The sequence below is a fragment of the Sphingobium xanthum genome, from assembly GCF_019737615.1.
GTDB classification, from domain to species: Bacteria; Pseudomonadota; Alphaproteobacteria; order Sphingomonadales; family Sphingomonadaceae; genus Sphingobium; species Sphingobium xanthum.
Map to the genome: position 1 here is coordinate 84,830 of NZ_JAHKKS010000007.1, position 14,515 is coordinate 99,344.

A 14,515-nucleotide genomic window follows, 5' to 3' on the forward strand; every position below is an offset into this window, starting at 1 on the left:
TGCGGCGTTCGCGATTGTCATCGCGGCTTCGACACCCCATGATGGCCGCATGACCGTCCACAATCCGCGAGCCGGCCGTCAGCGCGCCTTCCTGCGCCGGGCCAATGCGCGCATGCAGACGGGCTTCTGGAAATATATCCCTGCCCGGCTGTTCTCGCCGTTGCTCGACCGGGTCGATGAGGGGCTGGTCAGCGGGTCGCTCGAACTGCACCTGCCGGACGGTGCCATCTGCCTGCTGGGCGGTCGGTCACAAGGCTTTGCGGCCATCGTGCATCTCCACAGCTGGCGCGCGCTGGCGCGGCTCGCCACATCCGGATCGACAGGCTGGTATCGCGCCTGGGCGTCGGGCGACTGGTCGAGTCCGGAGCCGGTGGCGCTGTTTGCGCTGTTCGCCGCGAACGCCCGCTCTCTCGGAACGGCGGCGCGCTCCTCGGGCCTGCCGAGACTGATCGGCAAGCTCAAGCTCGCCCGCCGTCGCAACAACCGCCGGGGCGCCAGACGAAACATCGCGGAGCACTATGATCTCGGCAATGACTTCTATGCTCTGTGGCTCGACGAGACGCTGACCTATTCGAGCGCGTTGCCATCCTATCCCGACGAACCCATGGCAGACGCCCAGCTGCGCAAGATCGACGCGCTGCTCGAGAGGTTGGGCCTCAAGCATGGCGATCAACTGCTTGAAATCGGTTGTGGATGGGGAAGTCTGGCGCAGCGGGCGCTTGAGAAGGCGGACATCGGCTATGTCGGCCTCACCTTGTCCAGCGAACAATGCGAGATCGTGCGCGACCGGCTTCGCCCGCTGCATGGCGACGCGCAGGTGCGGCTCCAGGATTATCGCGACACACAGGGCAGCTATGATGCCATTGCCAGCGTCGAAATGGTCGAGGCCGTCGGCGAGCGCTACTGGCCGACCTATCTGGAAAGCATCGCGCGCCTGCTGAAGCCCGGCGGCCGCGCCGCCATCCAGTTCATCAGCATCGATGACGATATTTTCCCGGCCTATGCCGCGCGTGCCGACTTCATCCAGCGCTATGTCTTCCCCGGCGGCTGCCTCCTGTCAGAGCGGCGCTTTCGCGAACATGCCGAGAAAGCCGGTCTCATCTGGCAGGATCAGACGCGCTTCGGCCTCGATTATGCCTGGACCTTGCGGAAATGGCGCGAACGGTTCGAGGAAGTCGTCGAGGATGGGCTGTTGCCGCCGCGTTTCGACGCGCACTTCGTCGATCTCTGGCGTTATTATCTCATGTATTGCGAAGGCGGCTTTGCTGGTCGCAGCTGCGACGTCAGTCAGGTGACGCTGGTGAAGCCGCCGGCATGACCGCGTCGATCTCCTGACGAATCTGCGCGATCTGCGCCGTCATAAGCGGTAGCCGCGCTTCCTCCTCGTCGAGAATTGCCCGGAAAGCCGCGCGCTTCCAGCCGGCCTTGCGCTGCTCGTCCGTCACTGGCCCGGCGGGAATCGTCGAGAGCAGGATGTCTATCAGTCGATCCGCGCCATGCAGCCGGCCCCAGAGATAGTCATTCTCGCGATAGGCGCGGCTGAAGAAGGCACCGAAACTGTTGAACTCGATCCCGCGCAATGTCGCGGCCGCGCCGCCAGCGCGGATCGCCGTGGCATCGTCGGGCGAGATGCGATCGACCTTGATCGGGTCATATTCGTCGAGCCCCTCGCCCTGCAGCAGCGGCAGGGTGGCGATGTCATAATAGGGGAAGCCCAGATAGGCCTTGAGCAGCGCGCGGCGCTCCTCCGGCACGAGCCGCAGGACGGCGCCGGCGAAGCGCTCATCGACCAGATTGTCGAGCGCGCGCAGATCGCGCGCCTGGCCGATGGCGTCGATCGCCGCGAGGGGATCGCCCTGCGCCTTGCTCGCCGCCTCGCGCACGACCGGGCCGAACCAGTCCGCCAGCTGCCGCTCGGAATAGAGCGCGATTGCCTCATAGAGCATTTCCAGCATGTCCGAGCGGCCGGCATCCTCCCGCTCGCCCGCTTCCGTCGCTTCCGCCGCGGCAGCGAAGCGTCGGGTCAGGAAGCGCAGCCGCCGGATGCGGAACGAGAGGTCATGGCTGCGGTAGAAGGTGATCAGCTTGTTGCTGGCGCCGTCGGCCGTGCCATGACCGACGCTGTCTATCCCCTCGGCATGCAACCGGTCCCGCAGCGTCCGGCGCAGATTTTCGCGATCGAGCGCGCTGCGGTCGCCGGTCAGCGCCAGGATCAGGTCGGCCAGCTCGTCCACGATGCCGGAGTATTTGACATAGCCATAGGCCGGATAGGCGAAGCCCGCAGCAAGGGCGGCCTTCTGCTGCAGTTTCGCGCGCCAGCTTGCGAGCCGCCTGGTCGTCGGCCGGTCGAGGAACAAGGTGCCGCGCAAGGTGCGATCGACCGTGCGATCGATGTCCGGCCGCAGGGCCTCGATGATGTGCTGCATGCGCCGGATGCGGGCGGACCGCTCGGCGATCTCCTCCAGATTGTCGCGGATCGGCTGCTCGCGTGGAATGTCGCTGATCGCGCCGAAAATGGTGCGGAAGAAGCCGGGAAGGGGCCGCTCGCCGCTCGCGGTGCGTGGCGCCGGCGAGGTCAGGCGGAAGCCCGCTGCGGTCGGCGTGGGCTCGACATAGACGAAACGTCGATCGACATGCCGGCGCGCGGGGCGATCCCTGAGTGCATCGATCGCCTGCGCGAACGGTGCATTGGCCAGCACAGATCCGTCGATCAGCACGGCATCCTCGGTCGTTCCAATGCGCGCATGCTGGGGCAGGGCGCGCTGGAGAAAGGCTTCGCGTCCCGGCCAGGGCCGATCGCGCTGCCGCAGCACGGCATCCAGCTCGCGCACGCTGAAAGGCGGGAAGGCACCGGGAAAACTTGCCGTGGCCCGCGCCGCGAAAACCAGCTCGCTCGGATCGGCCAGGCGACGTGGCCGCGCGCCGCGTGCCAGGAAGCTGATCGTCAGGCGATGCTCGGTCTCGGTGATCTCGGGCGGGCTGTTGAGGCGCAGCGTTTCCTCATGGCCGGTAAAGTCCGTGGCCGTGACGAACAGATCGAGCGGATGCCCCTCGGGCAGCAGCGGCTTGTCCGCATCGCCCGCCGCCATGGCGTCGAAGGCGTCGAGCAGCAGGCTGGAGAAGCCCTTGCCGCCAAAGGGTGGTGCGAACCAGCGGGCGCGCACGAAGTTGGAGAGCTTGCGCCGCACTTCCTCGCGCGCTTCCGGGGCGACGGTCTTGTTCACCGTGTCGCCGCGCCGGCGCATTAGCAGCCAGAGGATCGGCGCCGCCCAGAATTTGGTGAAGCGCGAGAGCGGCCTCGCGTCGGGATCGAGCAGGATGTCGGCGTCGGCGCAGCTCAGCCAGAGTTCGGTCAGAGGATCGAGCGATTGGCCGGTCTCGATCGCCTGGGCAAGGAAGACGCCGTTGATGCCGCCCGCACTCGCCCCCGCGATAATATCCGGCAGCACGCGGACCTTCAGGTCAGCCTCGCCGAGGCACGCATCGAGGATCGCGCGATAGACCGACATGGTGCCGTCTGGCGCCTCGGCCGGATCGCTGGCGCAGAAATCCCGGCTTGCGCGCGCGAGCCGCCAGATTTCCTTGGTGACGCCATGCATGTAAACGGCGAGGCTCACGCCGCCATAGCAGACCAGCGCCAGCCTCAGTTCCTTCTCCCGCATAAGGCTGAGATAAGGCAGCTATCCGGCCTTGTCGATGCGCTCAGGCCTTCACGTCGAACTGCGCCCAGATCGGCAGATGGTCAGAAGCCCGGCGGGAGAGGGCGGTCGCATGCACGCCACTGTCCGCCAAAGCAATCCCGCCGCGCCACATGATCCGGTCGAGCGCCGCCACCAGCTGGCGGGCATGATAGGACCGGCCGCACGGGGCGATATCATAATGCCGGCTGAAATCCGCGAGGCAGCCGCGATTGGCCGTCCATTCGTTGGTGTCGCCCATCAGGATCGTCGCCGCGGCCGGATCATGCGCCTGCTGGATATCGACATGATGCAGCACCGCCGCCGCCTGCCGCCGCCGCCAGAGTCCCGACAGGTCGAGATGCATGCCGACGACGCGCAGCTTCACGCCCTTGACCTCCAGCGAGGCGATCACGGCCCCGCGCGGCTCCAGGCAGGGCAGGTGCATGACGTCGCTGGCCAGATGATCCTGCCCGCTCCGCACCAGCAGCGCATTGCCGTGCCACCCCATGCTTTCGGTGGGCGTCGGCAGCGGTAGGGCGCGATAGTCCGAGTGCAATTGCAGCAGCCAGTCGGGCAGGACGGCATGCCGCACGCCGAAGCGCCTGTCCGCCTCCTGCAAGGCGATAATGTCGGCATCGAGTTCGTTCAGCACGTCAATGATCCGCTCGGGCAGGCGGCGCCGGTCCGTACCAATCGCCTTGCGTATGTTGTAGGAGGCTACCTTGATCATGCGCGTCTTCATTCCGACGCCATGAACGCATGACAAGCGATTTTGACATCGCAACCTTCTCCGGCGTCGGTTCGTTGTTCTCTCGCCGGGTAAACCAAGGAGCAAGCCATGAAGATCGATCATGATGCGCTGGTTATGGTGGTGGATGGCGGCAAGATGCTGCTGTTCCGCAATCACGGCGACGCGAGCTATCCGCATCTCGAGGTGGAGGAGGCGCTGGAACTGAACAATCCGCCCGATCACGAACAGGCGAGCGACGCGCCAGGCCGCGCTTACTCTTCCGTCGGGACCGCGCGCAGTGCGGTCGAACAGACGGACTTTCACGAACTGGAGGAAATGCGCTTCGCCGCCGATGCCATGGACCGGCTGAACAACCGCGCGCTGGCCAACGATTTCGAGAGCCTCATCATCGTCGCGCCGCCCAGGACACTCGGCACCTTGCGCAAACATTATCACAAGGAACTGAAGACGCGGCTTTCCGGCGAAGTGGCGAAGGATTTGTCCGGTCATCCCGTTTCGGAGATCGAGGAAATTCTCGCGCAAAGCTGAGTGATCGCTTCGTCGCGTTTTGCGCTGGCGTTCCCCATTCGTTCTGATATGGGAAGCGCATGGTCAAGCTCAAGCGTCGCTTCGTCTGTCAGGCTTGCGGGTCGCTCTCGCCGCGCTGGCAGGGGCAGTGCGACGATTGCGGCGAGTGGAACAGCCTCGTCGAGGAGGCGCCGCCGACAACCTTTTCGGCCAAGCATGATCTGCAGGCCGGCGGCAGCGCGATCACGCTCATCGGCCTCGACAGCAAGGTCGAACTGCCTGCGCGTCTGGGGACGGGCCTTGCCGAGTTCGATCGCGCGCTCGGCGGCGGCCTCGTCGCCGGCTCGGCGACCTTGATCGGCGGCGATCCCGGCATCGGGAAGTCGACCTTGCTCCTTCAGGCGGCGGCCAGCCTCGCGCGCGGCGGGCGCGGCGTCGTCTATGTGAGCGGCGAGGAAGCGGCCGATCAGGTCCGCCTCCGCGCGCGCCGCCTCGGCCTCGGCGATGCGCCGGTCCAGCTTGCCAGCGCCACATCGGTCCGCGACATTCTGACGACGCTCGGAAACGGGCAGGGCACCGATCTGCTCATCATCGATTCGATCCAGACGATGCACAGCGACATGATCGAGGGCGCGCCCGGTACGGTCAGTCAGGTGCGCGCCTCGGCACAGGAACTGATCCGCTTCGCCAAGAAGAGCGGCGCCGCACTCATCCTCGTCGGCCATGTCACCAAGGACGGCTCGATCGCCGGACCGCGCGTGCTGGAGCATATGGTCGACACGGTGCTCAGCTTCGAAGGCGAGCGCAGCCATCAATACCGCATCCTGCGTGCCATCAAGAACCGCTTCGGCGGCACGGACGAGATCGGCGTCTTCGCCATGGCCGAGGAAGGGCTGACCGAAGTCGGCAATCCTTCCGCCCTGTTCCTCACCGAGCGCGACGAGCGGGTCGCGGGCACGGCGGTGTTCCCGGCGCTCGAGGGGACGCGGCCGGTTCTGGTCGAGATCCAGGCGCTCACCGTCCGCCTCGCCAGCGGCGCCACCCCGCGCCGTGCCGTCGTGGGCTGGGACAGCGGGCGTCTGGCGATGATCCTCGCCGTGCTGGAGGCGCGCTGCGGCCTCAGCTTCTCGGCCTGCGAAGTCTATCTCAATGTCGCCGGCGGCTATCGGCTTCAGGATCCGGCGGCGGACCTTGCCGTGGCCGGGGCGCTCATCTCGGCCCTGTCCGAACGGCCGGTGCCGCAGGAGGCCGTCCTGCTCGGCGAAATCGCGCTGTCCGGCGAAGTGCGCCCGGTCGCCCATGCCGCGCTGCGCCTGCGTGAAGCGGCCAAGCTCGGCTTCCAGCGCGCCCTGCTTCCCGCCGCCAGCACCAAGCATGCCTCCGGGCTTTCCACATCGGGTTTCTCGCGGCTCAGCGATCTTGTTGACCATATGCTTGGGCGGCACTAGCCAGCAGGCATGACCGCTCTCGACATTGCCGTCCTGCTCCTCATTGGCGGCCTGGCCATTCGCGGCTTCATCGCCGGCTTCGTGACCGAATCCATCGCTCTGGCGGCCCTGATCGCCGGCATGCTGGCGGTGCGCCTGTTCCATGCGCCCGTCACGAACATGCTGAGCGGCCTGATCGGCACCGAATATGGCGCGGCCCTCCTCGCCTTCGTTCTGGTCTTTGGCCTCGTCTTCGGCGGCGGCAAATGGGCGGCGCGCTATGCCGGCGGCAAGACCAAGAGCTCGGCGCTTGGCATGGTCGATCGTCTGCTGGGCGCGGGATTCGGCGCCGTGAAGGGACTGCTCGTCGCCAGCATCTGCTACGTCGTGTTCACGATCGGCTATGACGCGCTCTACGGTGTCGAGAGCAACCGCCCGGACTGGATGCGGCTGTCGCGCTCCTATCCGCTGCTGAGCGCGAGCGGTTCGGCGATGAGCGAATGGATCGCCGAGAACAGCCGTCAGGGCGGCTTGCTCGGCCCAAGTGCCTCCGACGATCAAGGCGATGAAGAAGAGGGTGAAGACGAAATCCGGAACCTGGCGATCGCACCATGAGCGCGCTCTACAGTCTCGATGTTCTGCGGATGGCCGCCAGCGTCTCGGAATTCCCGCCTCTGGAGAATGCCGACGCGCGAGATGAGCGCCGCTCGCCCACCTGCGGCAGCCGCATGACGGTCACGCTGAAGCTGGACAAGGATGCCCGGATTGCCGCCATCGGCCTCGACGCCAAGGCCTGCGCGCTAGGCCAGGCCGCCGCGGCGATCTTCGCCCATGCCGCTGCCGGCCAAGACCGTGCCGCGATCGAGACTGCCAGCGAAGGCTGGCGCGCCTATCTCGCGAAAGAGACCGACTCCCTGCCCGATTGGCCGGGCCTCGATCTGCTGGCGACCGGCCGCGACTATCCCGCCCGCCATCCCTCCATGCGCCTCGCCTTTGAGGCAGCGAGCGCCGCTTTGGCGAGCGCGGAGGCGAAGCAGGCGCATGGTTGAGCCGGGGCCCGCTGTCTCCGCAACGGAACTGCTCCTGAGCGAAGGTGTGGTGATGCTCGGCATTGCACTCGCCATGGTCATCCTGTTCCGCCGGCTCGGTCTGGGTGCCACGCTCGGCTATCTCGTCGCCGGCGCGCTCGTCGGGCCGCATGGCTTCGGCCTCGTCGGGGGTGGTCAAAGCAAGATGGATATTGCCGAGATCGGCATCGTCCTGCTGCTGTTTCTCGTCGGCCTGGAGCTCAATCCCCAGCGTCTCTGGCGGCTGCGGCACGATATTTTCGGCCTCGGCCTCCTCCAGGTCGTGCTCTGTGGCCTCGCGCTGACCGGTGTGATCTACGTCGCGACGGGCTTCACCATGGGCGCCGCCATCGCGCTCGGCCTGCCGCTGGCGCTTTCCTCCACCGCGCAGGTGCTGCCGAGCCTTAAGGCGAGCGGCCGCATCAATTCGCCCTTCGGCGAGAAAGCCTTCTCGATCCTGCTGCTTCAGGATCTCGCCATCGTCCCGATGATCACCATCATCGCCGCGCTTTCCCGTGCGCCGGCGGTTCCCGATGCTCCGCCGGGTTGGATGATGGGGCTTTATACGGTCGGCGCGATCGTCGGCCTCGTCCTGGCCGGGCGCTTCGTCCTCCAGCCGCTGCTGCGCCTCGTCGGCCGCTTTGGCGAGCGCGAGCTGTTCGTGACGGTCGGCCTGTTCGCGGTGCTGGCCTCCGCCGCGCTCATGCACACGCTGCACCTCTCGACGGCCTTGGGCGCTTTCATCGCCGGCGTGATGCTGGCGGATTCTCCCTATCGCCACGAGATCGAATCGGACGTCGAGCCGTTCCGCACCATCCTGCTTGGCCTGTTCTTCGTGGCGGTCGGCATGGTGCTGGATATCGGCGCACTGGCCCGCGCCCCGTTCTTCATCGTCGGCATGGCGCTGGTCCTCGTCGCCGTGAAGGTCGCGCTCATCGTGCCGCTCGCCATATTGTTCCGCATGCCGAAGGGGCAGGCGCTCGCGCTCGGCCTGCTGCTCAGCCAGGGTGGCGAGTTCGCCTTCGTCCTGTTCGCGCAGGCACAAGGCGCGCTGCTGATCGCGCCGGAAGCTGCGAGCATGTTCAGCGCCATCGTCACCGTCTCGATGGTCACCACGCCGTTCCTGCTGATGATCGCCCGCCGCCTCGAATTCTCGACCAAGGAAGAGGATGGCAACGGCCTCGAAGGCCCCGAACGGGCAGGGCGGAATGCCGTCATCATCGTGGGCTATGGCCGCTTCGGCCAGACCGTCGCGCAGATGCTGATGGGCAAGGGTTGCAAGGTCACGCTGATCGACAAGAAGCCCGCCCAGATCGAGCAGTCCAGCCAGTTCGACATCAAGGTCTACTATGGCGATGGCACGAACATCGATTTGCTCCGCCGTGCTGGGGCCGACGAGGTCAATCTGCTGGTCTTCGCGATCGACGACCGCAATCTCTCTGCCGCGACGCTCCAGGAGATCCTGGAAGCCTTCCCGCAGGCCTCCGTCCTCGTGCGTGCTTTTGATCGGCGCCAGCTCATCAGCCTCACCGAGCTTAATCTTGGTGGCGTCGTCCGTGAGGTCTACGAATCCGCCGTCGCCATGGGCCGCATCGCTCTGGAAAAGCTCGGCCTCGATCCCGATCAGGTCGATGAGGTGGAGCGGCAATATCGCGAAAATGACCGCAAACGCCTCGACGTGCAGATTTCGTCGGGCGCGCTGGAGGCGGCGAAAGACCTCATGTACCGGCCCGGCCGCACGATGGTGCTGCCGGAGCGGCAGACCATAGGAGACGATGCATGATCGCGAGCCTCGCTGCCATCAGCGCCGCCATCGCCATAGGCGCGGCCGCCTTCGGTGCCCATGGCGCGCCGAGCGCTCAGGCGGCCGAGTGGCTGCGCACCGGCGGCATGTACCAGCTCGTCCACGCCGTCGCCGTCTTCGCGCTCGCCGGCATGCCGGGCAGCCGCGCGCCGGTCATCGTGATGCTGATCGGCAGCCTGATCTTCGCCGTCACGCTCTATCTCATGGCCTTCGGCGCCCCGCGCTGGCTCGGTGCGATCACCCCGATCGGCGGTGTGCTGATGATCGCAGGCTGGCTGTGGGTGGCAGTGCGCTACGGGGCAAAGGTGTAGGGGGCGTTCCTCCCTTCGTTCCCGTGCCTCTGTCCTACAGCCGCATCTTCATGGCATGAAATTCACGATCGATTGATCCGGCTGCATCAGGCCGCTCCTTCTCATCGTCCGAAAATCCGCAGAAATCCGGGGCCGTTCGCGGCTCCCGCAAGACTTTTGCCGAAATCACCATGGCTCATATGCGGGATGATAGAGAAGTTATCTCGGCAAGCCATTGAATCGCGATGATTCTCTATTCACGCATCCCGCGCTAGAATGCCCAGATCCCTGACAAAAGCGGTCAGGCAGCGTCCAGATAGGCCGCGACATCGTCCAGCTGGACGTCCTTGGCGAGATATGTCTGGCCAATCCCACGCGCGAGCAGGAAGGGCAGGGTGCCGGCGCTCATCTTCTTGTCGTGGAGCATATGCTCGACCAGCCGCTCGCCCGAAGCGCTGATGCCGGCATCGCCAAGCGAAGCGGGGAGGCCGGCAGCGCGCAGATGCGCGACGACACGGCCGGTTTCCTGGCCGCTGCACTCGCCGCGCCGAGTCGAGTAACCGAACGCCAGCGCCATTCCGGCGGCGACGCCTTCGCCATGGAGCAGCTTGTCGGAAAAGCCGGTCTCGGCTTCGAGCGCATGGCCGAACGTATGGCCGAGATTGAGCAGCGCGCGCCGCCCGCTGGTCTCGCGCTCGTCATCGGCGACGATGGCGGCCTTGGCGGCAACGCTCTTGGCGATGGCATAGGCGCGGGCCTCGCTGTCGCCGGCCAGCAGCTTCCCGACATTGGCCTCGCACCATTCGAAGAAGCCGGCATCGTCGATCAGGCCGTACTTCACGACCTCGGCATAGCCGGCGCGCACTTCGCGCAGCGGCAGCGTGTCGAGCGTGTCCGGGTCGATCAGCACCAGCGAAGGCTGATGGAAGGCGCCGAGCAGATTCTTGCCCGCCCGGCTGTTGATCGCCGTCTTGCCGCCGACCGAGCTGTCGACCTGCGAAAGCAGGGTGGTCGGGATCTGGATGAAATTGCACCCGCGCTTTACGATCGAGGCGGCAAAGCCCACCAGATCGCCGATGACGCCACCGCCGAGCGCGATGACATGGTCACGCCGCTCGATGCCATGCTCGATCATCCGATCGGTCAGCGCCTCGAGCTGCGGCCAGCTCTTGGTCGCCTCGCCCGCGGGCAGCGTGACCAGTTCGGCGGCGAGGCCGGCGCCTTCAATCGCGGCCTTCAGGCGCGGCCACTGCGCCTCGGCGACACGCTCGTCGGTGATCACCAGGAACGGGCGACCCGTGGCATAGGGCGCGAGCGCCTCACCCGCGCGATCGAGCAGGCCGGCTTCGATCCGCACGTCATAGCTGCGATCGCCAAGGGAAACGGGGACGATGGTCATCGGCCAATGGCTCTCATGATCTTGTCGATGGTGGCATCATGCGGCGAATCCGTGCTGATCACGCGGATCGGCGCCTGCGAATAATAAGGTTGCCGCTCGGCCGCGAGGCGCATCAGCACGTCGCGCGGATTGCGGTTCTTGAGCAGCGGGCGCCCTTCGCGGCGCGAGACGCGCTCGACAAGGATGTCGATATTGGCGTCGAGCCAGACCGCCACTGCCTTCTCGAGGATCAGCTTGCGCGTCTCCTCATTGACGAAGGCGCCGCCGCCCGTCGCGATCACCTTGGGCGTGCCGTCGATCAGCCGGGCGATCACGCGCCGCTCGCCATCGCGAAACTGCGCTTCGCCATAGGTGTCGAAGATTTCCTGCACGCTCATGCCCGCCGCCCGTTCGATCTCGTCATCGGCATCGATGAAGGGCAGGCCGAGCCGCGCGGCGAGGCGGCGACCGATGGTGGACTTGCCCACGCCCATCAGCCCGACCAGCACGAGGGAAGGGAGCGCATCCCGTTCCTCATATTTATCGTTTCGCCCCATGACGAGCGCGGCTATACAGCCGCCGACGCTTGAGGCAACGGCCATCATCCGCTTGCCCGGCACCTGAAACGGTAAGGGCACATAATCCCGTCATGAAACTCAGCCGCCGCGATCCCTACCGCGCCCGTCGACATCCTTTGTTCTTCCTTGGGCCGCTCTTCCTCGTCCTCTTCGTGGCTCTGCTCGTCATTTCCTGGTGGAATGGCGGCGAGAAGCCGACCGGGCAGATTGAAATGGCCGTGCCCGCCGACAAGCTGGGCGGATAAGGTTGCATGCGGCTCACGCGCTCTCATCTGCTGATCGGCCTCAGCGCCCTCGCCATCGCCATTCCGGTGCTGGCGCAGGGCGGGCCTGAATCTCTCCTCCCCGAGGGCTTCGGCAACGAGCCGCCGCCGCGCCAGCAGCCAACGCAGACGCCGAACCAGCCACAGACGCCCGAGCAGGAGACGGCGGCGCCCACATCGATCCTGCCGAGTACGACAGCGACGACGACGATCGATCAGGCCGCTGCCGCGCTCGCGCTCTCCAGCAACGGCACGGAGAATGCCGCCGACGAGATCGGCGAGAAATACGATCTTCCCGCATCCGCCCGTCGCTCGCTCGATACGATCGGACCACTGACGCCGGACCTGGGCGGGCTCGATCGCGCGGCGTTCGGCGCCGGGCAGGGACAGGGTCTTGCCCGCATCATGCAGGCGACGAGCGCGCCATTCCTCTCGCGCTGGGTGAGCATCCTGGCGCGCCGCGCCCTGCTCTCGCAGGTCGATACGCCGAGCGACATCAACGGCGCCGACTGGGTCGCCGAGCGCGCCTGGCTGCTGCTGCGCATGGGCGAGGCGGATAATGCCCGCCTGCTGATTCAGGGCGTCGATTCGGACCAGTTCACCCGGCGGCTCTATTCCGTGGCGATGCAGGCCCAGCTTGCCTCCGCCGACCCGGCCGGCTTCTGTCCGCTGTTGCCGCGCGCGCGCGATTTCACCGATGAGCCGGGCTGGTTCATGGCGCAGGCGATCTGCGCATCTTTCTCAGCCGATCAGGGCACGGCCAGCGCCTTGCTCAATCAGGCTGAGCGTCGCGGCATCGCGCGTGGCATCGACTATCGCCTCGCTGAAAAGACCGTAGGCGCCGGCCCAAACAGCCGCCGCTCGGTCAAGATCGAGTGGGAAGGCGTCAATCGACTGACCACTTGGCGTTTTGGCCTCGCGACGGCGACCAATGTCGAGATCCCTGCCGCGCTCTATGCCAGCGTCGGCCCACAGGTCCGCGCATGGGAGGCCCGCGCGCCGAGCCTGACCCTTGCACAGCGCTTGCCCGGCACCGCAGTTGCGAGCCGCCTGGGGGTGTTCTCCGGCGCAGCGACGCTCAGCTATTATTCCGCGCTGGCCGAGCGCGACGAGTCCGATGCGGCTGCCACCGAGCGCGCCGATTTGCTGCGCGGCGCCTATGCCGGCGAGTCCATCCGTGCGCGGATCGATGCGATGCGCGGTTTCTGGCAAGCCAAACCGGCGGATGACTGGTTCGCCGGGCCGGAGGGCGTCTATTATGGCGCTCTGCCGGTGATCGCGCGGGCGGCTGCTGCCATTCCGGCGACCGATGGCGCCGCCGATGATACGCCGTGGCTCCTCGCCGCGATGCTGTCGGGCGGCTATGATCGCAGCGCCGCGCGCTGGTCCGCCGCGCTGGATCGCCTGCAGGGGCCGGCCCTCGAGCGCAGCTGGGCCTTGCTCGCGACGGGCCTGCCGGCGCCGGGCTTCGATCTTTCGACAACCCGTATCGAGGCATTCGTCTCGGCCGATGCCAGCGACAAACAGCTTCTCGGTCATTGCCTCGTCGCCGCGCTTGGCGGCCTCAACCGGCTCCCGGCTGCGGATCGTGCGCGGTTGCTGCAGGAATCGGGTGTCGACACGACGCCGCGCAAGCCCTGGGCGAAGGGCATCATGGCGGCGGCGCAGCGGCGTGAGCGTGGAACGGTTGCCTTGCTGGCAGCGGTCGGCCTGCAGGGGCAGGACTGGCGCCGCTTGCCGCCGCAGCAGCTCTATTTCGTCATCTCGGCGCTGCGCGAGGTCGGTCTCGATCCCTATGCGCGGATGATCGCCGCCGAGGCGATGGCCCGCCTCTGATGGCGCGCTCCCGAGAGGAGCCCGCTTCCATCGGCGCCCGCGATCGGGCGATGATCGATCGCTATCTCGCCATGCTTGCGGCGGAGCGGGGTGCTGCGCGCAACACCATGCTCGCCTATCGCAACGATCTGGAGGACGCGGCCGGGGTGCTCGGCAATCTGGCCGATGCCGACAGCGATGCTCTTGCGAAACTCGGCCGTGGCTGGTCCGAGCTGGCGCCGTCGAGCCTGGCACGGAAGTCCTCGGCCTTGCGCGGTTTTTTCGCCTTTCTGGAAGCGGAGGCGATCCGGGCCGACAATCCGTCCGACGCCTTGCCTCGGCCCAGCACGCGGCGGCCCTTGCCCAAGGTGCTGAGCCATCAGGATGTCGATGCCATCTTCGCCGTGATCGCGGCCCGGCTCGATACGGCCCATCCGAGTCCGCTCGACCTGCGGCTCGCGGCGCTGATCGAGCTGCTTTACGGTTCGGGGTTACGGGCGAGCGAGTTGGTTTCACTGCCATTGCACGCGCTGGCGACGGATCGGCCCTACCTCATCCTGCGCGGAAAGGGCGGGCGCGAGCGGCTCGTGCCGATCTCGGACCGGGCTCGCGCCGCTGTCGCCGCTTGGCGGCCGCATGTGCCGGAGGAGAGCGCCTGGTTGTTCCCGTCCGGCAAGTCATATCTGAGCCGCGTCCGCCTTTTCCAGCTCGTGCGCACGCTGGCGGCAGCGGCAGGCATCGATCCGGCGCGAGTCAGTCCACATGTCCTGCGCCACGCCTTCGCAACCCATCTGCTCGAGGGCGGCGCCGATCTGCGCGCCCTGCAAGCGATGCTGGGACACGCCGACATCGCGACGACGCAGATCTACACGCACGTTGATGCGGCGAGGCTGGTGACCTTGGTGAATGAGCGTCATCCGCTCGTTGACCTGAAGCGGTCGGGCGCTTAGGGCGC

The 14,515-nt window shown here is 66.7% G+C and carries 15 protein-coding genes; 10 read left to right on the top strand and 5 right to left on the bottom strand.

Translation table 11 applies throughout. The features are described 5' to 3' along the window. Positions 1 to 49 precede the first annotated feature (49 nt). Positions 50 to 1,318, top strand: a complete 1,269-nt coding sequence (locus KM135_RS12575; RefSeq protein WP_221714370.1) for an SAM-dependent methyltransferase — start codon at positions 50 to 52, stop codon at positions 1,316 to 1,318. On the opposite strand, the gene KM135_RS12580 is transcribed toward KM135_RS12575, so the two are convergent. Further along, a complete protein-coding gene (locus KM135_RS12580) occupies positions 1,284 to 3,662 on the bottom strand; it encodes a patatin-like protein (RefSeq protein ID WP_221714371.1) in 2,379 nt (792 codons plus the stop codon). The genes KM135_RS12575 and KM135_RS12580 overlap by 35 nt on opposite strands. 40 nt (positions 3,663 to 3,702) lie before the next feature. After that, positions 3,703 to 4,410 (bottom strand): endonuclease/exonuclease/phosphatase family protein, encoded by a 708-nt coding sequence (locus tag KM135_RS12585; protein ID WP_221714372.1) that lies wholly within the window; start codon positions 4,408 to 4,410, stop codon positions 3,703 to 3,705. A 108-nt stretch (positions 4,411 to 4,518) separates the two neighbouring features. Here KM135_RS12585 and KM135_RS12590 point away from each other — a divergent pair, with 108 nt between their 5' ends. From KM135_RS12590 to KM135_RS12615, 6 genes are read left to right on the top strand one after another with little or no spacing between them, the layout of a single operon-like run. After that, positions 4,519 to 4,959: a host attachment family protein gene (locus tag KM135_RS12590; protein WP_221714373.1), complete on the top strand. Its 441-nt coding sequence runs from the start codon at positions 4,519 to 4,521 to the stop codon at positions 4,957 to 4,959. Between the two features lie 59 nt (positions 4,960 to 5,018). Then, positions 5,019 to 6,386 carry a DNA repair protein RadA gene (gene radA / locus KM135_RS12595; protein ID WP_221714374.1) on the top strand — a complete coding sequence of 456 codons (1,368 nt, stop codon included), beginning with the start codon at positions 5,019 to 5,021 and terminating at the stop codon, positions 6,384 to 6,386. 9 nt (positions 6,387 to 6,395) lie between these two features. Then, entirely contained in the window at positions 6,396 to 6,980 is a 585-nt protein-coding gene (locus KM135_RS12600) for a CvpA family protein (RefSeq protein WP_221714375.1), read from the top strand. Next, positions 6,977 to 7,414: an iron-sulfur cluster assembly scaffold protein gene (locus tag KM135_RS12605; protein WP_221714376.1), complete on the top strand. Its 438-nt coding sequence runs from the start codon at positions 6,977 to 6,979 to the stop codon at positions 7,412 to 7,414. Before KM135_RS12600 ends, KM135_RS12605 begins: the two co-directional genes overlap by 4 nt. Continuing rightward, complete coding sequence (locus tag KM135_RS12610; RefSeq protein ID WP_221714377.1) at positions 7,407 to 9,215, top strand: cation:proton antiporter domain-containing protein; 1,809 nt, start codon at positions 7,407 to 7,409, stop codon at positions 9,213 to 9,215. Before KM135_RS12605 ends, KM135_RS12610 begins: the two co-directional genes overlap by 8 nt. Beyond that, the gene (locus tag KM135_RS12615; RefSeq protein ID WP_221714378.1) at positions 9,212 to 9,547 is read left to right on the top strand and encodes a DUF423 domain-containing protein; all 336 of its coding nucleotides are present in this window, start codon (positions 9,212 to 9,214) and stop codon (positions 9,545 to 9,547) included. The genes KM135_RS12610 and KM135_RS12615 overlap by 4 nt, the downstream gene beginning before the upstream one ends. Before the next feature lie 34 nt (positions 9,548 to 9,581). Here KM135_RS12615 and KM135_RS12620 read toward each other — a convergent pair whose 3' ends face one another. The 3 genes from KM135_RS12620 to KM135_RS12630 all read right to left on the bottom strand — a co-directional run bounded on the left by KM135_RS12620 (position 9,582) and on the right by KM135_RS12630 (position 11,461). After that, the gene (locus KM135_RS12620) at positions 9,582 to 9,719 is read right to left on the bottom strand and encodes a hypothetical protein (RefSeq protein WP_221714379.1); all 138 of its coding nucleotides are present in this window, start codon (positions 9,717 to 9,719) and stop codon (positions 9,582 to 9,584) included. A gap of 108 nt (positions 9,720 to 9,827) precedes the next feature. Beyond that, positions 9,828 to 10,925, bottom strand: coding sequence for a 3-dehydroquinate synthase (gene aroB / locus KM135_RS12625; RefSeq protein WP_221714380.1), 1,098 nt, complete (start codon positions 10,923 to 10,925; stop codon positions 9,828 to 9,830). Next, positions 10,922 to 11,461 carry a shikimate kinase gene (locus KM135_RS12630; RefSeq protein ID WP_221714497.1) on the bottom strand — a complete coding sequence of 180 codons (540 nt, stop codon included), beginning with the start codon at positions 11,459 to 11,461 and terminating at the stop codon, positions 10,922 to 10,924. Before KM135_RS12630 ends, aroB begins: the two co-directional genes overlap by 4 nt. Positions 11,462 to 11,553: 92 nt before the next feature. Between KM135_RS12630 and KM135_RS12635 the strand changes: the two genes are divergently transcribed. From KM135_RS12635 to KM135_RS12645, 3 genes are read left to right on the top strand one after another with little or no spacing between them, the layout of a single operon-like run. Continuing rightward, positions 11,554 to 11,727 (top strand): hypothetical protein, encoded by a 174-nt coding sequence (locus KM135_RS12635; RefSeq protein ID WP_221714381.1) that lies wholly within the window; start codon positions 11,554 to 11,556, stop codon positions 11,725 to 11,727. Positions 11,728 to 11,733: 6 nt separating this feature from the next. After that, entirely contained in the window at positions 11,734 to 13,581 is a 1,848-nt protein-coding gene (locus KM135_RS12640) for a hypothetical protein (RefSeq protein WP_221714382.1), read from the top strand. Further along, a complete protein-coding gene (locus KM135_RS12645; protein ID WP_221714383.1) occupies positions 13,581 to 14,510 on the top strand; it encodes a tyrosine recombinase in 930 nt (309 codons plus the stop codon). The genes KM135_RS12640 and KM135_RS12645 overlap by 1 nt, the downstream gene beginning before the upstream one ends. The last annotated feature ends 5 nt before the right edge of the window (positions 14,511 to 14,515 follow it).